Genomic DNA, 19,773 nt, shown 5'->3' with positions numbered 1-19,773 from the left:
ACGGAGCGCGTCTTCGTGACCACGACTCGAACCTATCGCGCGTCCGACCGGGATGACAGCGACGTCCCGCGGTGCCGCCATTTCATCGGCGGCTCCGGGTCACTCGGCACGGAAGAGACGCATCGAGGTGCCGGCGAGGGAGACGGTGTCTCCGGGGGCGAAGGACTCCGCGGTCGCGGACGGCGTCTCGTCGGCGCTCGACCAGAGCGAGACGAAGCGCGTCACGCCCTCCACGTCGGGAAGCGTGACCTCGATCGGCCGCTCGGTGCCGTGCACCATGAGCAGCACCCGGTTGAAGCCCTCGAACTCGGGCGTGGATGCGGCCACGTACTGCAGCGTGCGATGGGACGGATCGGTCCACCGCTCGATCGACATGGTCTCGCCGTGCTCGTCGTACCACTCCATGACGGACGCCGAGGGCGTGCGTTCACCCAGCCGCGCGAAGCGGCTGGGTCGCAGCGCCGGGTTCTCACGACGCAGGCGCAGCAGGTGGCGCACGTGGGCGTACAGATCCTGCTGCCACGGCGCGTGCTCCCACGACAGCCACGTCAGGACCGAGTCGTGGCAGTACGCGTTGTTGTTTCCGCGCTGCGTGCGGGCGAATTCGTCACCGGCGGTCAGCATGGGCACACCCGCCGACAGGAGCAGCGTGCCCAGGAGGTTGCGCATGGCCTTGCGCCGCGTCGCGAGGATGCGCTCGTCGTCGGTCGGGCCCTCTGCGCCGTGGTTGAACGAGCGGTTGGTGTCGGCTCCGTCGCGGTTCTGCTCGCCGTTGCCGAGGTTGTGCTTGACGTCGTACGACACCAGATCGCGCAGCGTGAAACCGTCGTGGGCGGTCACGAAGTTGACGCTCGCGAGCGGACCGCGGGCGTCGGCGAAGGTGTTCGCGGATCCCGCGAGGCGGTTCGCGAAGCCGCCGATGCCGACCGGCGAGGTCGACGCGCGACGTGCGTAGTCCACGTCGCTCAGCCAGAAGTTGCGGACGCGATCGCGATAGCGGTCGTTCCACTCGCTCCAGCCGTCGCCGAAGTTGCCCGTCTGCCACCCGCCCATGCCGACGTCCCACGGCTCCGCGATCATCTTCACGCCCGCGAGCGCGGGATCGTCGAGAATGGCACGCAGCAGGGGGTGCTCGGGTGTGAACACGTGCCCCGCGTCCCGTCCGAGCGTCGCGGCGAGGTCGAACCGGAAGCCGTCGATCTGCACGTCGTTCGCCCAGTAGCGCAGGGAATCCAGCACCAGGCGGGCCGCAGCATCCGTCGACGTGTCCACCGCGTTGCCGCAGCCCGTGACGTCGATATACGCGCCGTCCTCCTGCTGGCGGTAGTAGGCGCGGTTGTCGATGCCGCGCAGGCTCGAGCGCGGACCGCCGATGCCCTCCTCGGCCGTGTGGTTGTAGACGACGTCGAGGATGACCTCGAGCCCGGCCTCGTGCAGCAGCTTCACCATGCCCTTGAACTCACGCAGGACCGCCTCGGGACCCTGCCGACGGGCCTCCTCGGTCGCGTACGCGGCATGCGGGGTGAAGAAGTTCAGCGAGTTGTAACCCCAGTAGTTGGCGAGTCCGTGCTGGAGCAGACGCGGTTCGGTCGTGAACGCATGCACCGGCAGCAGCTCGATGCTCGTGACGCCGAGATCGAGGAAATGCCGCACCATCGCCGGGTGGGCGAGGCCCGCGTAGGTGCCGCGAAGGGCGCCGGGGACATCGGGATGCCGCTTCGACATGCCCTTCAGATGGCCCTCGTAGAGCACCGTCCGGTCCATCGGGATGGCGGGCTTGGCGACGCCGCCCCAGTCGAACGATCCCTCGACGACCGCCGAGCGCCAGCCGTCGTACCCGGTGCGGACGAGTCCCCGTGAGTAGGGCTCGAGCAGGAGCGTTCCGCGGTTGAAGGTGTTGCCCGGGCCGTGCGGCCCGTCGACGCGGATGGCGTAGCGCGTGCCGGGGCGCAGAAGCGGCGTCGTGATCTCCCACACGCCGCCGCCGATGGCGACGAGCGGCTCGGTGGCGGTGATCCAGTCGAGGTCTGTGTCGTCGAACACGACGAGGTCGATCGCGTCCGCCGAGTCGGACCACACGCGCAGGCGTGCCTGCCCGTCGAGGAGCACGACCCCCAGTCCGTCGAGTGCGGGGTCGAGCAGACCCGCGTCAGGGGGCGAGATGACGGAGACCGGGCTGATCATGCGGACTACCATAACCATGGTCCGAGTCGACGGTGTTACGGCACCGGGTCCCACCGGACACGGATCTCGGATGCCGCAGCCCGCCGCTTCCGATCGCGCAGGAGGCGGACCGGTCATGAGTGATGCACGGATCTATCTCGATCACGCCGCGACAGCGCCGCTGCGCCCCGAGGCACGTGACGCGTGGATCGACGCCGCGTCGGCGGTGGGCAACGCCTCATCGATCCACGGGGCGGGCCAGCATGCGCGCCGGGTGCTCGAGGAGGCGCGCGAGCGCCTCGCCGCGGTGGTCGACGCCGACCCGATCGAAGTCGTGTTCACGTCGGGCGGCACCGAGGCCGTGAACCTCGCCGTGAAGGGCCTGTGGTGGGCACGGCGACCGGACGCCGATGCCGTGGTGCTGCCGGACGGCGAACACCACGCGACCCTCGACGCGGTCGGATGGCTCGACGCGCAGGGCGCGCTCGTGCGGCACGTCGGCATCGACGGCCGTGCCCGCATCCGGGTGGACGACTTCGCCGCCGCCCTGCCCGGTGCCGCGCTGGCCACTGCGCTCGTCGCGAACAACGAAGCCGGCACCGTGAACGACGCGGCCGCGCTGGCGGCGTCCGCCGCTGGGGCCGGCGTGCCGCTTCACCTGGACGCGGTCGCGGCCTTCGGCCACGTGCCGGTGTCGTTCCGCGACTGGCGGGGCGATGCCCGCGGCCGCGCGGGTCTCGCAGCGATGAGCATCTCGGCGCACAAGATCGGCGGGCCGACCGGCGTGGGCGCGCTCGTGGTCGCGCGCGGCGCCGAGCTCACCGCGCTCCTGCACGGCGGTGGTCAGCAGCGGCGCCTGCGCGCCGGTACACAGGACGTGCCCGGGGCGGTCGCCTTCGCGGTCGCCGCAGAGCTCGCGGTGGCGGAGCGCGCGACCGAGGCGGAACGACTCACTGCCCTGCGGGAGCGGCTGGTGCGCGGTATCCGCAGCTCCATCCCCGGTGCCGAACTCCTCGGAGACCCGATCGACCGCGTCCCCGGCAACGCACACCTGCTGTTCCCGGGGGCATCGGGCGAGACGCTGCTGTTCCTCCTCGACATGGCCGGCATCCAGGTCTCCACCGGGTCGGCGTGCCAGGCGGGCGTGCCCGAGCCGTCGCACGTCGTGCTGGCGACGGGGCGGACGGATGCCGAAGCCCGCCAGGTTCTGCGGTTCACGCTCGGTCGCACCACGGCCGACTCCGACGTCGACGCCGTGCTCGCAGTGCTTTCCGATGTCGTCGAGCGCGCGAGGGTTGCATCCGGGCCACGGTCAGGCAGGGGTTCGTAGACTGGACCCATGAGGATCCTTGCGGCCATGAGCGGTGGAGTGGACTCCGCCGTCGCGGCCGCCCGGGCCGTCGAGGCGGGCCACGACGTCGTCGGCGTCCACCTGGCGCTCTCGCGAGCGGGTGGCACGTTGCGCACGGGCAGCCGCGGCTGCTGCACCATCGAGGACGCCATGGACGCGCGGCGAGCCGCCGACCGGCTCGGCATCCCGTTCTACGTGTGGGACTTCTCCGAGCGGTTCCGCGACGACGTCATCGAGGACTTCGTGGCCGAGTACCGTGCGGGCCGCACCCCGAACCCCTGCATGCGGTGCAACGAGAAGATCAAGTTCGCCGCGCTCCTGGAGCGCGCGCTCGAGCTCGGCTTCGACGCGGTGTGCACCGGGCACTACGCGACGCTCGTCGACGGGCCGGAGGGCCTCGAGCTGCACCGGGCGTCGGATGCGGCGAAGGACCAGTCCTATGTGCTCGGCGTCCTGAACGCCGAACAGCTTGCGCACACGTATTTCCCGCTCGGTTCGACGCCGTCCAAGGCGCTCGTGCGCGCCGAAGCCGAGGAGCGCGGCCTGACCGTCGCGCACAAGCCGGACAGCCACGACATCTGCTTCATCCCCGACGGCGACACGCGCGGCTGGCTCGCCGAGAAGGTCGGCGCCGAACGCGGCGACATCGTCGACCGGACCGGCGCTGTGGTGGGCGCGCACGACGGCGCCCACGCCTTCACCGTCGGACAGCGCCGCGGCCTGCAGCTCGGCGTTCCGGCCCCCGACGGCAAGCCCCGGTTCGTGCTCGAGGTGCGGCCCGTGTCCAACACCGTCGTCGTGGGCCCGAAAGAGGCACTCGCCACCGCGGAGATCGCGGGGGAGCGGTACTCGTGGGCCGGGCGCCCGCAGCCGGCGGGCCCGTTCGCCTGCCACGTGCAGATCCGCGCGCACGCCGAGCCCGTCCCGGCGGCCGCGACGCTCGCCGACGGCGTGCTGACGGTCGTCCCGGCGGAGCCGTTCGACGGAGTCGCACCGGGCCAGACGGCCGTGCTCTACGACGGCACGCGCGTGATCGGGCAGTTCACGATCGATCGCACGGTCTCGGCGGTTCCGATCGACGCGTAATCGGCGGACGGATGCTGCGCCGGCGGGTGCCGCGGACGCCCCGACGCCCTGGTGGTGTCGGACGCCGCTCCTAGACTGGTGCGGTGACGGAAGACTTCGGTACGACAGCCTCCGCGCCGCTCGATGCGGCGGACGCCCTTCCCGCCGACGCCGGTCTGGAGGCCTCGCGCACCGAAGCGCAGGAGTTGACGGATCGCATCATCGACGCCCGCGACGCGTACTACGGGCGCAACGCCGAACTCGTCGACGACGCGACCTACGACGGGTGGATGCATCGGCTCGAAGAGCTCGAGCGTCTCCACCCCGAACTCCAGGGCCAGGACTCGCCCACGCAGACCGTCGGCGCCGCCGAGAGCTCGATGTTCGCGCCGGTCGAGCACGCCGAGCGCATGCTGAGCCTCGACAACGTCTTCAGCCTCGATGAGCTGCGCGACTGGTGCGTCAAGACCGAGTCGGCGGCCGGCCGCAAGGTCCGGTGGCTCACGGAGCTCAAGATCGACGGACTCGCGATCAGCCTGCGGTACGAGCGTGGCGTGCTGACGTCCGCGGCGACGCGCGGCGACGGTCGCACCGGCGAGGACGTCACGATCAACGCGGTCCGCGTCGCGGGCATCCCGCAGCGGCTCGAGGGCACCGGGCACCCCGACCTCGTCGAGGTGCGTGGAGAGGTGTTCATCCCGGTGGCGGCGTTCGAAGCGCTCAACGCACTGCAGGCCGACATGCGCGGTCGGGCCGTCGAAGAGACGCGCGCCCGCAGCCGGGCCTTCGACGAGGCCAAGGCGCGACTGAGCGCGGAGCGGCGGTTCCCGTCGTTCGCCAACCCGCGGAACGCGGCCTCGGGCGGCCTCCGTCAGCAGCTCGACAAGAAGGACGGCCTCGAGCGGGAGGCGGGCCATGCCCGGCTCGATTCCCTCCGCCTGTTCGTCCACGGAATCGGCGCGTGGCGCAATCCGCCCGTGGCGTCGCAGAGCGAGACCTACGGGCTGCTCGCAGAATGGGGCCTCCCCGCCAGCCCCTACTTCCGCACGGCGGACGACATCGAGGGCGTGCTGGAGTTCGTCGCCCACTACGGCGAGCACCGCCACGACGTCGAGCACGAGATCGACGGCGTCGTCGTCAAGGTCGACGAGCTCGCGCTCCACGACGAGCTCGGCGCGACGAGCAGAGCCCCGCGCTGGGCGATCGCGTACAAGTACCCGCCTGAACAGGTGAACACGAAGCTCCTCGACATCGTCGTCTCGGTGGGGCGCACGGGTCGCGCCACGCCGTTCGCCGTGATGGCTCCCGCGCGCGTCGCCGGATCGGTGGTCCGTCAGGCGACGCTGCACAACCAGGACGTCGTTCGCGCGAAGGGTGTGCTGATCGGCGACACGGTCGTGCTCCGCAAGGCGGGCGATGTGATCCCCGAGATCCTGGGTCCGGTGGTCGAACTCCGCGACGGCACCGAGCGCGAGTTCGTCATGCCCGCTGACTGCCCCGAGTGCGGCTTCCCGCTCGCGCCGGCGAAGGAAGGCGACATCGACCTCCGCTGCCCGAACACGCGAGCGTGCCCGGCGCAGGTGCGCGGTCGCGTCGAGCACATCGGCTCGCGCGGTGCCCTCGACATCGAGGCGCTGGGCGAGGTCACAGCGGCCGCCCTCACGCAGCCGTCCGTGCCCGAGGTGCCGCCGCTCGAGACCGAGGCGAGGCTCTTCGAACTCACGGTCGATCAGCTCGTGCCGATCGAGGTCGTCGTGCGCGACGCCGAGACCGGGGAGCCCCGAATCGACGAGAAGACGGGCGAGGTCGTGCGTCGGGCGCCGTTCCGGCGCAACCCCACGCCGGCGGAGAAGAAGGCGGGGATCACCGAGGCGCAGCCCTCCGCACAGGCGCTCACGCTGATCGATCAGCTGGAGCGCGCGAAGCGCAAGGAGCTGTGGCGGTTCCTGGTGGCCCTCAACATCCGCCATGTCGGCCCGGTGGCGGCGCGAGCGCTTGCTCAGTGGTTCGGCTCGGTCGAGGCGATCCATGGAGCGTCGCGCGACGACCTCGCCGCGGTCGAGGGCGTCGGCGGCATCATCGCCGACTCGCTCCGGGAGTGGTTCGAGGTGGACTGGCACCGCGAGATCGTCGATCGTTGGGCCGCCGCCGGCGCTCAGCTCGCCACCCCCGGACACCCCGGACCGGGCGCCGCGCTCAGCACCGGGGGCGTGCTCGACGGCCTCACCGTCGTCGCGACCGGCTCCCTCGACGGCTACAGCCGCGAAGGCGCGCAGGAGGCGATCCTCAAGGCCGGCGGCAAGGCGGCTTCGAGTGTGTCGAAGAAGACCGACTTCGTCGCGGCGGGGCCGGGTGCCGGTTCGAAGCTCGCGAAGGCTGAGGAGCTCGGGATCCGCATCCTCGACGCTGCCCAGTTCCACATCCTGGTCACCCAGGGTCCCGAGGCGCTCGACGCCCTCGTTCCCGACGCGGGTTGACCCGTGCCCCGCGGAAGCGGTGCACGGATGGTGGAGCTCCTGGGATGATGACCGCATGACGCAGTGGCTCTACCGCATCGTCCCCGCGCGGCCCGAGATGGTCGTCGACGCCACGCCCGACGAGCAGCGCATCGTCGGCGCCCACTTCGATTACCTCGTCGATCTCCGCGACCGCGGCACCTTGATCCTCGCCGGGCGCACCCAGGAGGCCCAGGGCACGTTCGGCATCACCATCTTCGAGGCCGACGACGAGGCGGCCGCTCGTGCGGTCATGGATGCCGACCCCGCGGTCGCGGCAGGGGTGTTCGTCGCGTCGCTGCACCCCTACCGCATCGCGGTGGCGCGGGACGGGCTCGACGACTGAGTCGTCAGGCTCCGGTGTTCAGCGCGAGAAGGCGGTCGCGCACCTGGCGGCGCAGCACCTTGCCGATCAGGGACTTCGGCAGCTCGTCGACGACGTAGAGGCGCCGAGGAACCTTGTACGGCGTGAGGATGCCGCGGGCGAACTCGCGGACGGCTTCGACGTCGATCTCCTGACCCGGAGACACGACGATCGCCGCGACGACCTCCTCCCCGGAATGCTCGCTCGGCAGCCCGACGACAGCAGCATCATCGACCTGCGGGTGCTGGCGGAGTGCGTTCTCGACCTCCGTCGGGGCGACATTGAATCCACCCGTGATGATGAGCTCCTTGATCCGATCGACGATGCGGACGAACCCGGCGTCGTCGATCGTGACGATGTCGCCGGTGCGGAACCACCCCTCGGTGAAGACCGCCTCGGTCTCCTCGGGCTTGCCGTAGTAGCCGCCGAAGACCTGCGGTCCGCGCACGACGAGTTCGCCACGCTCACCCGCCGGCACGTCGTGCGTGGGGTCGTCGGGATCGACGACGCGGCACTCCGTGCCGGGCAGGGGCAGGCCGACGGTGCCCGGGACGCGGTTGTCGGCGACCGGGTTCGCCATCAGCACCGGCGAGCACTCGCTGAGCCCGTAGCCCTCGACGAGGAACCCGCCAGAGGCGGCCTCGAAGGGCACCACGAGCTCGTGCGGGAGCGCCATGGCGCCCGAGATCGCGACCTCGGTGCCCGCAAGCGACACGCCCTTCTCGCGTGCCGCCTTGAGGAGGCGGTCGGCGATCGGCGGGACGAGCGGGAGGAATGTGGCCGGGTGCTTCTTCGTGACGTCCAGCACCATGTCGGGGTCGAACCGCGGAAAGAGCACCAGGCGCGCGCCCATCGACATGGCGAAGGTCAGGCACAGTGTGAGCCCGTAGGCGTGGAACATCGGCAGCACGGCGTAGACGACGCATCCGTCTCCGCGCACGATCGACGGCACCCACGCGCGTGCCTGCGCCGCGTTCGAGAGCAGGTTGCGATGCGTGAGTGACGCACCCTTCGGGGTGCCGGTCGTGCCGCTCGTGTACTGGATGAGCGCGAGGTCGTCGGTGTCCGGGCGCGGGTGCGACGCAGGCAGGGGCGACGACCTGACGATCTGCTCCCACGTCACCGTTCCGGAGACGCGCTCGGAGAGCGCCTCGCGCGCCTCGCGGGCCTTCGCGACGGGGAGCTTGAGGGCGAGGCGGGTGCTGAACGGCATCGCCTTGATAACGTCGACCGAGATGAGGTTCGTCACCGCGAGGTCGGCGGGGAAGGCCTGCACCGTCGAGACGACCTTGGTCCACACGATCGCGTGCTTTGCGCCGTGATCCTCGAACTGCTTGCGAAGCTCGCGCGGCGTGTACAGCGGGTTGTGCTCGATCACGACGGCGCCCAGTCGCAGGATCGCATAGAACGCGACGATGTGCTGCGGGCAGTTCGGCAGCACGATCGCGACGGGGTCGCCTGCCTTCACACCGAGGTCGCGCAGCCCAGCCGCCGCGCGCTCGATCTGCTCCTGCAGCGAACGGTACGACGTCTCGCGTCCGAAGAACTGCAGTGCCGCGGCATCCGGGTAATCGCCTGCCGACGCGTCGACGATGTCGACGAGGGAGCCGGTCACGGGGGTGAGGTCCTCCGGGACGCCTTCGGCGTAACTGGCGATCCAGGGGCGAGGCGGGTCGTAGGTCGTCACGGCCACAGCCTACGCCGGGCATGCCACGGGCCAGCGGTGCGGCCCCGGTAGTCTTGTCTGGTGTCTGAAATCACCCCCGATCTCGTGCGCCATCTCGGTGTGCTCGCCCGGATCCAGCTAAGCGACGGAGAGGTCGAGCGCCTCACCGGCCAGCTCGACGCGATCGTCGACAACATCGCCAAGGTCTCCGAGGTCGCCACGCCTGACGTCCCCGCCACCAGCCACCCGATCGCCCTCGAGAACGTGTTCCGCTCGGACGTTCCCGGTGATCTGCTGACGCCCGCGCAGGTGCTGCAGAACGCCCCGGATTCCGCGGACGGGCGGTTCCGCGTGACGGCCATCCTCGGCGAAGAGCAGTAAGGGACCCCGACGTGACCGATCTCACGAAGCTGAGCGCCGCCGCGCTCGCAGACAAGCTCTCCGCCGGCGAGGTGTCGAGCGTGGAGGCCACGCAGGCCCACCTCGACCGCATCGCCGCGGTGGATGCCGACGTGCACGCCTTCCTCCACGTCAGCGAGCATGCGCTCGACGTGGCCGCCGACATCGACCGCCGCCGCGCGGCCGGCGAAGACCTGGGTCCCCTCGCCGGGGTGCCCCTCGCGATCAAGGACGTGCTGGTCACGACCGACATGCCGTCGACCAGTGGCTCGAAGATCCTCGAGGGCTACATGTCGCCGTACGACGCGACCGTGGTCGCGCGCTCGCGCGCCGCGGGTCTGGTGCCACTCGGCAAGACCAACATGGACGAGTTCGCGATGGGCTCGTCGACCGAGCACTCGGCCTACGGTCCGACCCGGAACCCGTGGGACCTCTCCCGCATCCCCGGCGGCTCGGGCGGCGGTTCGGCCGCCGCGGTCGCCGCGTTCGAGGCGCCGCTGGCCCTCGGCTCCGACACCGGCGGCTCGATCCGCCAGCCGGCGCACGTCACCGGAACGGTCGGTATCAAGCCGACCTACGGCGGCGTGAGCCGCTACGGCGCGATCGCTCTCGCATCGAGCCTCGACCAGGTCGGCCCCGTGACCCGTACGGTGCTCGACGCCGGGCTCCTCCACGACATCATCGGCGGGCACGACCCGCACGACTCCACGTCGCTCGCCCACGAGTGGCCGTCGTTCGCCGGCGCCGCCCGCGAGGGGGCGACCGGCGAGGTGCTCCGGGGTCTCAAGGTGGGCGTCATCCGCGAGCTCCCCGACAGCGGCTTCCAGGCCGGTGTGTCGGAGTCGTTCCGCGCGGCGCTGGCCGCGATGGAGGCGCAAGGCGCCGAGATCGTCGAGATCAGCGCACCGCACTTCGAGTACGGCGTCGCCGCCTACTACCTGATCCTCCCGGCTGAGGCGTCCAGCAATCTCGCCAAGTTCGACTCGGTCCGCTTCGGCCTGCGCGTCGATGTCCCCGGCGGCACCGTCGAGGACGTCATGGCCAAGACCCGCGACGCCGGCTTCGGCGACGAGGTGAAGCGCCGCATCATCCTCGGCACCTACGCGCTGTCGGCGGGCTACTACGACGCCTACTACGGTTCGGCCCAGAAGGTGCGCACGCTCATCCAGCGCGACTTCGCGGACGCGTTCTCGCAGGTGGATGTCATCGCGACACCCTCGGCACCGACCACCGCGTTCAAGCTCGGAGAGAAGATCGACGACCCGCTGCAGATGTACCTCAATGACGTGACGACGATCCCGGCGAACCTCGCCGGCGTGCCGGGGATCTCGATCCCGTCGGGTCTGGCGTCGGAGGACGGCCTGCCCGTCGGCATCCAGTTCCTCGCCCCCGCGCACGAGGACGCGCGTCTGTACCGCGTCGGTGCGGCGCTGGAGTCCCTGCTCGTCGACTCGTGGGGCGGCCCGCTCCTCGACAGGGCGCCGGCCCTCGGTGCGAACGGAGGTGCCCGCTGATGGCGAAGGACAAGCTGATGGACTTCGACAAGGCGCTCGAGCTCTACGAGCCGGTGCTCGGCTTCGAGGTGCACGTCGAGCTCAACACCGAGACCAAGATGTTCTCGGCGGCGGCGAACCCCGCGAACTCCGCGAACCACGGCGCCGAGGCGAACACGCTCGTCGCGCCGGTCGACATGGGCCTGCCGGGTGCGTTGCCCGTCGTGAACGAGACCGCGGTCCGCTACTCGATCAGTCTGGGCCTCGCGCTCGGCTGCTCGATCGCGCCGTCGAGCCGGTTCGCGCGGAAGAACTACTTCTACCCCGACCTCGGCAAGAACTATCAGATCTCGCAATACGACGAGCCCATCGCGTTCGAGGGCTCGGTCGACATCGAGCTGACCGACGGTGAGATCGTCACCGTGCCGATCGAGCGCGCGCACATGGAAGAGGATGCCGGCAAGCTCACTCACGTCGGCGGCTCGACCGGACGCATCCAGGGCGCCGAGTACTCGCTGGTCGACTACAACCGCGCGGGCGTCCCGCTCGTCGAGATCGTCACCAAGCCGATCTTCGGCGCCGAGCACCGCGCGCCGGAGATCGCGAAGGCGTACGTCGCGACGATCCGCGACATCGTGATCGCGCTCGGCATCTCGGAGGCGCGCATGGAGCGCGGCAACCTCCGCTGCGACGCCAATGTGTCGCTGCGCCCGCGCGGCCAGGAGAAGCTCGGCACGCGCACCGAGACGAAGAACGTCAACTCGATGCGCTCGGTCGAGCGTGCGGTACGTTACGAGATCCAGCGCCAGGCGGCGATCCTCGCCGCCGGCGGGACGATCACGCAGGAGACGCGTCACTGGCACGAGGACACCGGCACCACGTCCCCTGGTCGCCCCAAGTCGGACGCCGACGACTACCGCTACTTCCCGGAGCCGGACCTGCTGCCGGTGGCGCCGTCCCTCGAGCTGATCGAGCAGCTCCGCGCCGCGCTGCCTGAGCCGCCTGCGGCTCGCCGGCGTCGCCTCAAGGCCGACTGGGGCTTCGCAGACATCGACTTCCAGGGCGTCGTGAACGCGGGACTGCTCGCCGAGGTCGAAGCCACGATCGCTGCCGGCACGTCGCCCGCCTCGGCGCGCAAGTGGTGGACGGGCGAGCTCCTGCGCATCGCGAACGCCGAGGGTCGCGAACCGGCCGAGCTGGCGACCCCCGCGGACGTGGCCGCGCTGCAGGCGCTCGTCGACGCCGGGACCCTGACCGACAAGCTCGCGCGCCAGGTCCTCGAGGGCATGATCGCTGGGGAGGGTACGCCTCAGGAGATCGTCGACGCCCGTGGGCTCGCGGTCGTCTCGGACGACGGTGCGCTCATCGCAGCGATCGACGAGGCGCTGGCCGCACAGCCCGACGTGCTCGAGAAGATCCGCGACGGCAAGGTGCAGGCCGCGGGCGCGGTCATCGGTGCGGTCATGAAGGCGATGAAGGGCCAGGCGGATGCCGCACGCGTGCGCGAGCTCGTGCTCGAGCGCGCCGGCTCGACAGGCGCCTGAGCGGACGACGCGGGCGACCGCTCGAACTCGACGAGAGGGCGGATCCCGACCGGGATCCGCCCTCTCGTGACGATGTCCGCGGTTGCTGAGAGGATCGACGCATGGGGCGTGGTGACGGAACCGGCCGGGTCGTCTCCCCGGCGGATGCCGACGACACCGGCGCCGGCATCCTGCATGTCGACATGGACGCGTTCTACGCGTCGGTAGAACAGCTCGACGACCCCTCGCTGCGCGGCAAGGCGATCATCATCGGCGCGCCCGAGAGCCGCTCCGTCGTCTCGAGCGCATCGTACGAGGCCCGTCGCTTCGGAGTGCGCTCGGCGATGCCGGTCAGCCAGGCGCTGCGACTGTGCCCGCATGCGATCATCGTCCTCCCGCACTTCGATCGGTATCTCGAGATGTCGTCCCAGGTCATGCGCATCTTCCGCGACGTGACGCCGCTCGTCGAGCCGCTGTCGATCGACGAGGCGTTCCTCGACGTCCGCGGAGCGCGGCGGCTCTGGGGGAGTCCCGGAGAGATCGCACGGATGCTGCGCCGCCGCGTCCTCGACGAGACCGGCCTCACCTGCAGCGTCGGCGTCGCCGCGACGAAGCACGTCGCGAAGATGGCCTCGACCTTGAGCAAGCCCGACGGCCTCCTGATCGTCGCAGAGGCAGACACCGCCGCGTTCCTCGCCCCACGGTCGGTGCGCGCGCTGTGGGGCGTCGGACCCAAGACCTCCGAGGCGCTCGAGGCACGCGGCATCCGCACCATCGCCGACGTGATCGACACGCCCCGCGAACTGCTCGATCGCGCTCTCGGCTCCGCAATGGGCGACCGCATCTGGCACCTGGCTCGCGGGATCGACGCGCGCGAGGTCGACACGGGTCGCGTGGAGAAGAGCGTTGGGCACGAAGAGACCTTCCACGAAGACATCGACGACACCGCGATCCTGCGATCCGAGCTGCGGCGCCTCGCCGACCGGGTCGGCGCGAGACTGCGCAGCAGCGGGTGGGAGGCGTCCACCGTCGCGATCAAGGTGCGGTATGCGGACTTCACCACCATCTCGCGCTCGCAGACGCTCCCCGAGCCGACCGCGGTCGGGCAGCGCATCGGCGACGCCGCCCACGAGCTGTTCGCGTCGGTGGATCGCGCCCTGCCCGTGCGGCTCATCGGCGTCCGGGCGGAGAAGCTGCGCCCTGCCGGCGCGGCGATGCCGACGCTGTGGGACGACGACGAGGGATGGCGACGGATCGAGGACGCGCTGGACGGCGCGACCGCGAAGTTCGGACGCGGAGCGGTCACCCGCGCGACCCTGCTCGGCACCCGCGGCGGCGGCACTCTTCCCTCGAGCCCGCCGGCGCCACGACTCGACCAGGGCTGACTCCAGACATCAGGCGCATCGTGGGTTGCCGGTGTTCGCCCGTGCGCTGTGCCAGCGGCGCGGCGCCGGGTACGTTGGACGCATGCCCAACATCGCACTCGAACTCGGCAAGCAGTCCGCCTCCCTCGGCGTGAAGAGCGCATACGGCGAGCAGCAGGATGTCGACGGCGTCCGCATCATCCCCGTGGCGCTGACGTGGTCAGGCTTCGGCGGGGGCTCGGACGAGGCCGGCAACGGCGGTGGCGGCGGAGGCGGCTGGGCCATCCCGGTCGGCGCATACATCCGGCAGGGCGACGGGCTGCGGTTCGAGCCGAACATCGTCGCGCTCCTGACGGTCGCGATTCCGTTCGTCTTCTTCGCCGGTCGCGCGCTCAGCCGTGTCATCCGCGCCCTCAAGAAGTAACCCGGACGCCGTCGGCAACTCGCTCCGTATCGCGGTCGACCAGATCATCTCGGCGATCGCGCAGGTCGCGGCCTCGAATCCGGTCGTCCTCATCGACGGACGCAGCGGTGCCGGCAAGACGTCGCTGGCGCGCACTCTGGTCGCACGATGGCCGCTGCGCGGCCGGGTGCAGCTCGTGGCGCTCGATTCGATCTACCCGGGCTGGGACGGCCTGGACGACGGCGTCGCGCTCGCGAAGGACCTGATCCTCACCCCGCACGCCAAAGGGCTCGTGGGGGTGTGGCAGCGGTGGGACTGGACCGTCGGCGAGCCCGCCGAGGCGCACGCCATCGACCCGTCCCTGCCGCTCATCGTCGAGGGCTCGGGAGTCCTCACGCCCACGACGGCGCGCCTCGCCGACGTCCGCGTCTGGCTCGAGTCGCCACCGGCGTCGCGCAAGCAGCGGGCGCTGGCCCGTGACGGCGAGACGTACCGGCCTCACTGGGAACGGTGGGCTCGCCAAGAGCACCGGCACGTCACTCGTGATGATCCGATGAACCTCGCGACCCTCGTGATCCCCGTGCCGTGAGCGCGGATCAGTCCCCGCGGTCGAGAGCCGTCACGAGGCCGTCGAGCCGGTAACCGATCCAGTCGTAGACGCCGAAGCGCGGATCGTCGTGCTCGTGGTCGTCCTCTTCGACAACGCCCAGTCGCGTCGCCAGCACCAGACGGACCGCGGCGAGGGTGCGCAGCCACGCCTGCGCCGTCTGGGGATCGAGCCTGATCTCGACCTCTTCCCGCAGCGCCGGGTCGTCGGGGTCTTCGGAGATCTGAGCCGCTTCCTGGAGAGACGCCAGCACGAGGCCCGCGTCCGACTCCCGTCGACCGAGCAGGTCGGCCTGCGTCAGCGCGCGGAACTCCCGCGCCGCCTCCTCGTCGTCCGCGTACGCCGAGGGCACCAACCGGGCGATCGCCGGGTCGCCTTCGTCGGGCGCGGACTCGCGCAGCAACTCGGCGAACTGACCGACGAGCCCCGCGAGGTGCGCCGCCTCGAGGCGGGCGACCTCGAGCACGACGATCCGGTCGCTCATCGGGGCTCCTGCCTCACGGTCGCCCACAGGCCGTAGTCGTGCATCGCCTGGGCATGCATCTCCATCTGCTCGCGGGGGCCTTGCGAGACCACGGCGTGGCCGTCGTTGTGCACGGCGAGCATGAGCCGTTCCGCGTCGGCCCGCATGAGGCCGAAGTACTCGCGGAAGACGTGGGTGACGTAGCTCATGAGGTTGACGGGGTCGTCCCAGACGACCGTCTGCCAGGGGCGCGCGGGATCGACGTGCTCAGCGAGGTCGATGTCCTCCTCGACCGATGGCGTGGCGAGCGGGGCCATCATGCCCACCCCAGCTCGTGCAGGCGCTTGTCGTCGATTCCGTAGAAGTGAGCGATCTCGTGCACCAGCGTCGTGTGCACCTCGTCCCGCAGTTCATCCTCGTCGTCGCACACCGCCAGATGCGGTTCGCGGTACACGATGATGCGATCGGGCAGCTCCCCGATCCCGTAGCGTTCCCGCTCGGTGAGCGCCCAGCCGTCGTAGAGTCCCAGCAGATCGAGGCTGCCGTCCTCCGGTCGGTCCTCGACGACGAACACGACGTTGTCGAGGCCCTCGACCATGTCGTCGGGGAGGGCGTCCAGCTCGTCGATCACGAGCGTCTCGAAGGTCGCGGCATCCATCTCCATCATGATGCCCCGCTTCTACGCGAATGGGGCGCGTAAGACGCGCCCCATTCGATCGATTTGGGGTGAGTAACGGGACTTGAACCCGCGACCCCCTGGACCACAACCAGGTGCTCTACCAACTGAGCTATACCCACCATGTCTCCCGCTCGCGCGGGCAACCAGACGATTCTCTCACACCTCCGGAGCAAACGACGACACGACGGCGGCAGCAGCTGCGCGCGCGCCGTCGCTCGTGGGTCCGGGCTCCGGAACGAACACCGCCTGGCGGTAGTACGCGAGTTCGCGGATCGACTCGAGGATGTCGGCCAGGGCGCGGTGACCGCCGTCCTTCGCGGGGGCGTGGATGTACGCGCGCGGGTACCAGCGGCGTGAGAGCTCCTTGATGCTGGACACGTCGACGTTGCGGTAGTGCAGCCAGCGGTCGACGCGTGGCATGTACTTCGCAAGGAACATGCGGTCGGTGCCGATGGTGTTCCCGGCGAGGGGAGCCTTGCCCTCGAGCGGGACGAACCGCTGGATGTACTCCAGCACCTGGAACTCGGCGTCCGCCAGGCTCACGCCCTGCGGGATCTCGTCGAGGAGCCCGGAAGTGCGATGCATGTTGGTGACGAACTCGTTCATGTTCGCCAGTGCCGAGTCGTCGGGCTTGATCACGACGGAGAACCCGGGATCGAGCGTGCGCAGCTCGAAGTCGGTGACCACCACAGCGATCTCCACCAACTCGTCCACGCCGAGGTCGAGCCCGGTCATCTCACAGTCGATCCACACCAGACGGTCGTTCTCGGATGCACCCACCATGTGCTCCATCCTTATCGCAAGTCCAGACATCCCACGGGCCTGGACTCGGGTTCCGACTCCCACGCCGGACCCGTTCGCCCCTCCGGGAGGATTCGAACCCCCGACCTGGCGGGTAGAAACCGCTCGCTCTGTCCCCTGAGCTACGGAGGGAAGGGTTCTTCCACACTACCGGGTCGCACCACGCCGTCGCGGACGCTGGCGGATGACCGGATCTCGGCGTAGCGTCAGCACCGGAGGCATCGAAAGGAGTTCACCGATGAGCACCACGGAGACGCACCACCCTCTCTGGGTCGCCTACGGAGCATCCGGCGTCGCCGGAAGCATCCGCAAGGACGACGACGGCTACACGGTCACCATGGCCGGTGCGAGCGAAGCAACGGGCACGTATCCGACGATGGAGATCGCGAAGAGCGCGCTCCACGCACACATGACGCCGGGCAGCGACTGGCCCATGTTCCGCGAGCACTGATTCGCGCGGCCCGCCGGCTTCGGGCGGTCATGGGGCAGCGCGCGTCACGCCGATCGTTCGGCGGCGGCGCGCGCCTGCGTCCGGCGCGTATCCAGCAGGGGCAGTGCGATGTGCACCAGCGGGCCGATGAGGACGGCGAAGAGAACCGTGCCGATGCCGACCGTGCCACCGAGCAGCCAGCCCACCAGCAGCACCGAGACCTCGACGAGCGCGCGGCACACCCAGATCGGCCAGCCGAGGCGGGCGTTCATGCCCGTCATGAGCCCGTCGCGCGGACCCGGGCCGAAGTGCGCGCCGATGTAGAGCCCGGACGCGACGGCCACGAGGACGATGCCGCCGAGGAGCGTCGCGAGCTGGGGGGCGAACCCCGACACGGGCGGAACGACGCCGAGCACGATCTGCATGCTCGTTCCGACCAGCAGGATGTTGGCGATCGTTCCGACGCCCGGCTTCTGGCGGAGCGGGATCCACAGCAGCAGCACGAAGAAGCCGACGATGTTGGTGATCCAGCCGATGCCGATCCCCGTGCGCACTGACAGTCCCTGGGCGAACACGGTCCAGGGGTCGACGCCCAGTCCAGCTTCGACGGTGAGCGCGCAACCGGCTCCGTAGAGGAAGAGACCGACGAGCAGTTGGACGATTCGGCGTGGCATGAGGTCCATCCAATCTCATGATTGGATCGTTGCCTGCAGTCCAATACAGGTAGGCTGGCCTCATGGACTCCCGCATGTCCGCGCGTGCCCTCGCCGCCGCACTCGGTGGCTGGCGTACGCGTGAGCCCGCATACGAGGCGCTTGCCGACGGCATCCGTCTGCTCTGTCTGGACAATCGGCTCGCGCCGCGGACCGCACTGCCGGCTGAGCGAGAGCTCGCCGCCGCGCTGCATGTGAGTCGCAGCACCGTCGCCGCGGCCTATCGGAGCCTTCGCGAGACCAGCCACATCGCGAGCCTGCGCGGATCGGGCAGCGTCACGCTGCCGCTCGGGCGCCGGGATCCGGGCCGCGCCGACGTCGCCGACGGGATGATCGACCTTCAGCAGGCCAGTCCGCCCGCCTGGCCGGGACTGGCGGGGATCATGGCCGAGACTGCCGGCGTCGCATCTGCGCTGGTGTCGCGCGTGGGGTACGACGTGCTCGGTCGCATCGATCTGCGCGAAGCGATCGCCGATCGCTACACCGAACGGGGGATTCCGACGCGTCCGGACGAGGTGCTCGTCACGACCGGCGCGCAGAGCGCGATCCACCTCGTGTCGACGGTGCTCATCGGGCGAGGAGACCGCGTACTCGTGGAAACGCCCACCTATCCGCACGCGGCGGACGCGCTGCGTCGCGCGGGTGCCCGCCTGGTGGGGGTGCCGGTGACCACCGAGGACGGCTGGGATCTGGATCGGGCTGAGCAGGCGTTCGCCCGAACCCTCCCCGTGATGGCCTACCTGATGCCCGACTTCCAGAACCCGACGGGCCGGAGCATGAGTGTCGAGGCGCGTCAGACGATGCTCGCGGCGGGGGAGCGATCGGGAGCGGTGCTGGTCCTCGACGAGACGACGGCGGATCTCGACATCGACCGTGGATCGCTCGCGCCCGGTTTCGGGGCGTCCGAGCCGGGCACGATCGTACGCATCGGCTCGCTCGGAAAGACGGTCTGGGGCGGGCTGAGGCTCGGGTGGGTGCGCGCCGATGGCGACCTCATCCGTCGGCTCGTCGCGGCGCGGCCGGCGCACGATCTCGGCACGCCCGAGTTCGAGCAGGCGATCGCCACCCGCCTCCTCTCGCAGTTCGACGACGTCGTCGCGCAGCGCTCGGACCTGCTGCGATCCGGTCGCGACGCGCTGGTGCGGGCTCTGGGCCAGCGGCTGCCCTCCTGGCACCTGCCCGACGTGCACGGCGGGGTCTCTCTGTGGATCGAGCTCGGCGCCCCCCTCAGCTCGGCACTGGTCATCGAGGCGCGATCGCGCGGCGTGCTGCTGAGCGCCGGGCCCCGGTTCTCCGTCGACGGCGGGCATGAGCGTCACCTCCGGGTGCCTTTCACCGCGCCGCCCGAGGAGATGGTGCGCGCTGCGGATGTGCTCGCGGACGCCTGGGCGTCGGTGCGGGCCGGGGCGCCGTCGACGATCGTCGAGCAGGTCGGCGCGGTCATCTGAGGTCCACCGCGGTTCCTCGGGCGCGTCGCGTGGGTCAGCGGGCGAACACCAGGCACTCGACCGCGTCGTCGGCGCTCCAGAAGTCGCCCAGATCGCGGAACGCATGGGCGGTGGGGTTGTAGCGCCGCGCACGGAAGCGGATACCGCCCGCCTGGGCGACTTCCTGCAGATGACCGATCACGCGCCCACCCGGCTCGAGCACCCGCCAGAGGGACGGCGCCGCGGCCACGAGTCGCATGCGGGTCCGTGGTGAGAGAAGCGGGGTCCGAGAGGTGCGTGTTTCGACGACAGCTGACATGTTGCCTCCTTCACCATCGAACATAGCTACGGGTTCTGACATTCCGGT

The 19,773-nt window shown here is 70.4% G+C and carries 20 protein-coding genes and 2 tRNA genes; 12 read left to right on the top strand and 10 right to left on the bottom strand.

Translation table 11 applies throughout. The features are described from left to right. Positions 1-99 precede the first annotated feature (99 nt). Positions 100-2,184: a glycogen debranching protein GlgX gene (gene glgX / locus ACEYYH_RS11460; protein ID WP_374974533.1), complete on the bottom strand. Its 2,085-nt coding sequence runs from the start codon at positions 2,182-2,184 to the stop codon at positions 100-102. A 115-nt stretch (positions 2,185-2,299) separates the two neighbouring features. On the opposite strand from glgX, the gene ACEYYH_RS11455 reads away from it, so the two are divergent. From ACEYYH_RS11455 to ACEYYH_RS11440, 4 genes are all read left to right on the top strand, one after another. After that, the gene (locus tag ACEYYH_RS11455; RefSeq protein ID WP_374974532.1) at positions 2,300-3,493 is read left to right on the top strand and encodes a cysteine desulfurase family protein; all 1,194 of its coding nucleotides are present in this window, start codon (positions 2,300-2,302) and stop codon (positions 3,491-3,493) included. A 9-nt stretch (positions 3,494-3,502) separates the two neighbouring features. After that, positions 3,503-4,600: a tRNA 2-thiouridine(34) synthase MnmA gene (mnmA, locus tag ACEYYH_RS11450; protein WP_374974531.1), complete on the top strand. Its 1,098-nt coding sequence runs from the start codon at positions 3,503-3,505 to the stop codon at positions 4,598-4,600. Positions 4,601-4,683: 83 nt separating this feature from the next. Further along, a complete protein-coding gene (gene ligA / locus ACEYYH_RS11445) occupies positions 4,684-7,056 on the top strand; it encodes an NAD-dependent DNA ligase LigA (RefSeq protein WP_374974530.1) in 2,373 nt (790 codons plus the stop codon). A gap of 55 nt (positions 7,057-7,111) precedes the next feature. After that, positions 7,112-7,420: a YciI family protein gene (locus tag ACEYYH_RS11440; protein WP_374974529.1), complete on the top strand. Its 309-nt coding sequence runs from the start codon at positions 7,112-7,114 to the stop codon at positions 7,418-7,420. Positions 7,421-7,424: 4 nt separating this feature from the next. Here the strand turns inward: ACEYYH_RS11440 and ACEYYH_RS11435 are convergent, their stop codons facing one another. Further along, positions 7,425-9,125, bottom strand: coding sequence for a long-chain-fatty-acid--CoA ligase (locus tag ACEYYH_RS11435; RefSeq protein ID WP_374974528.1), 1,701 nt, complete (start codon positions 9,123-9,125; stop codon positions 7,425-7,427). Between the two features lie 60 nt (positions 9,126-9,185). On the opposite strand from ACEYYH_RS11435, the gene gatC reads away from it, so the two are divergent. The 6 genes from gatC to ACEYYH_RS11405 all read left to right on the top strand — a co-directional run bounded on the left by gatC (position 9,186) and on the right by ACEYYH_RS11405 (position 14,875). Further along, entirely contained in the window at positions 9,186-9,485 is a 300-nt protein-coding gene (gatC, locus tag ACEYYH_RS11430) for an Asp-tRNA(Asn)/Glu-tRNA(Gln) amidotransferase subunit GatC (protein ID WP_116196676.1), read from the top strand. 11 nt (positions 9,486-9,496) lie between these two features. After that, a complete protein-coding gene (gatA, locus tag ACEYYH_RS11425; protein ID WP_374974527.1) occupies positions 9,497-11,017 on the top strand; it encodes an Asp-tRNA(Asn)/Glu-tRNA(Gln) amidotransferase subunit GatA in 1,521 nt (506 codons plus the stop codon). Then, complete coding sequence (gene gatB, locus ACEYYH_RS11420; protein ID WP_374974526.1) at positions 11,017-12,540, top strand: Asp-tRNA(Asn)/Glu-tRNA(Gln) amidotransferase subunit GatB; 1,524 nt, start codon at positions 11,017-11,019, stop codon at positions 12,538-12,540. Before gatA ends, gatB begins: the two co-directional genes overlap by 1 nt. Before the next feature lie 101 nt (positions 12,541-12,641). After that, positions 12,642-13,904 (top strand): DNA polymerase IV, encoded by a 1,263-nt coding sequence (locus ACEYYH_RS11415; RefSeq protein ID WP_374974525.1) that lies wholly within the window; start codon positions 12,642-12,644, stop codon positions 13,902-13,904. Between the two features lie 82 nt (positions 13,905-13,986). Further along, positions 13,987-14,307, top strand: coding sequence for a hypothetical protein (locus tag ACEYYH_RS11410; protein ID WP_116193186.1), 321 nt, complete (start codon positions 13,987-13,989; stop codon positions 14,305-14,307). Next, entirely contained in the window at positions 14,282-14,875 is a 594-nt protein-coding gene (locus tag ACEYYH_RS11405; RefSeq protein WP_374974524.1) for a hypothetical protein, read from the top strand. The genes ACEYYH_RS11410 and ACEYYH_RS11405 overlap by 26 nt, the downstream gene beginning before the upstream one ends. A 7-nt stretch (positions 14,876-14,882) precedes the next feature. On the opposite strand, the gene ACEYYH_RS11400 is transcribed toward ACEYYH_RS11405, so the two are convergent. From ACEYYH_RS11400 to ACEYYH_RS11375, 6 genes are all read right to left on the bottom strand, one after another. Further along, positions 14,883-15,377 (bottom strand): DUF2017 family protein, encoded by a 495-nt coding sequence (locus tag ACEYYH_RS11400; RefSeq protein ID WP_374974523.1) that lies wholly within the window; start codon positions 15,375-15,377, stop codon positions 14,883-14,885. Continuing rightward, entirely contained in the window at positions 15,374-15,673 is a 300-nt protein-coding gene (gene clpS / locus ACEYYH_RS11395; RefSeq protein ID WP_374974522.1) for an ATP-dependent Clp protease adapter ClpS, read from the bottom strand. Before clpS ends, ACEYYH_RS11400 begins: the two co-directional genes overlap by 4 nt. Then, positions 15,673-16,020 (bottom strand): metallopeptidase family protein, encoded by a 348-nt coding sequence (locus ACEYYH_RS11390; RefSeq protein WP_374978207.1) that lies wholly within the window; start codon positions 16,018-16,020, stop codon positions 15,673-15,675. Before ACEYYH_RS11390 ends, clpS begins: the two co-directional genes overlap by 1 nt. A 58-nt stretch (positions 16,021-16,078) precedes the next feature. Continuing rightward, positions 16,079-16,154, bottom strand: a tRNA-His gene (locus tag ACEYYH_RS11385). A gap of 37 nt (positions 16,155-16,191) precedes the next feature. Then, on the bottom strand, positions 16,192-16,818 hold the full coding sequence (gene orn / locus ACEYYH_RS11380) for an oligoribonuclease (RefSeq protein ID WP_159843840.1): 627 nt from the start codon (positions 16,816-16,818) through the stop codon (positions 16,192-16,194). Between the two features lie 77 nt (positions 16,819-16,895). Beyond that, positions 16,896-16,968: transfer RNA gene (locus tag ACEYYH_RS11375), tRNA-Arg, on the bottom strand. Positions 16,969-17,074: 106 nt separating this feature from the next. Here ACEYYH_RS11375 and ACEYYH_RS11370 point away from each other — a divergent pair. After that, positions 17,075-17,287, top strand: coding sequence for a methyltransferase (locus tag ACEYYH_RS11370; protein ID WP_116193189.1), 213 nt, complete (start codon positions 17,075-17,077; stop codon positions 17,285-17,287). A gap of 44 nt (positions 17,288-17,331) precedes the next feature. On the opposite strand, the gene ACEYYH_RS11365 is transcribed toward ACEYYH_RS11370, so the two are convergent. Further along, entirely contained in the window at positions 17,332-17,940 is a 609-nt protein-coding gene (locus ACEYYH_RS11365) for a YitT family protein (protein ID WP_374974521.1), read from the bottom strand. A 62-nt stretch (positions 17,941-18,002) separates the two neighbouring features. On the opposite strand from ACEYYH_RS11365, the gene ACEYYH_RS11360 reads away from it, so the two are divergent. Further along, entirely contained in the window at positions 18,003-19,427 is a 1,425-nt protein-coding gene (locus ACEYYH_RS11360; RefSeq protein ID WP_374974520.1) for a PLP-dependent aminotransferase family protein, read from the top strand. 34 nt (positions 19,428-19,461) lie between these two features. Here ACEYYH_RS11360 and ACEYYH_RS11355 read toward each other — a convergent pair whose 3' ends face one another. Continuing rightward, positions 19,462-19,665, bottom strand: a complete 204-nt coding sequence (locus ACEYYH_RS11355; RefSeq protein WP_374974519.1) for a hypothetical protein — start codon at positions 19,663-19,665, stop codon at positions 19,462-19,464. Between the last annotated feature and the right edge of the window lie 108 nt (positions 19,666-19,773).

Source organism: Microbacterium trichothecenolyticum (genome assembly GCF_041938625.1).
GTDB classification, from domain to species: Bacteria; Actinomycetota; Actinomycetes; order Actinomycetales; family Microbacteriaceae; genus Microbacterium; species Microbacterium trichothecenolyticum_D.
The sequence above is the reverse complement of the archived record's forward strand: the minus strand, read 5'-3'. Positions and strand labels throughout refer to the sequence as shown.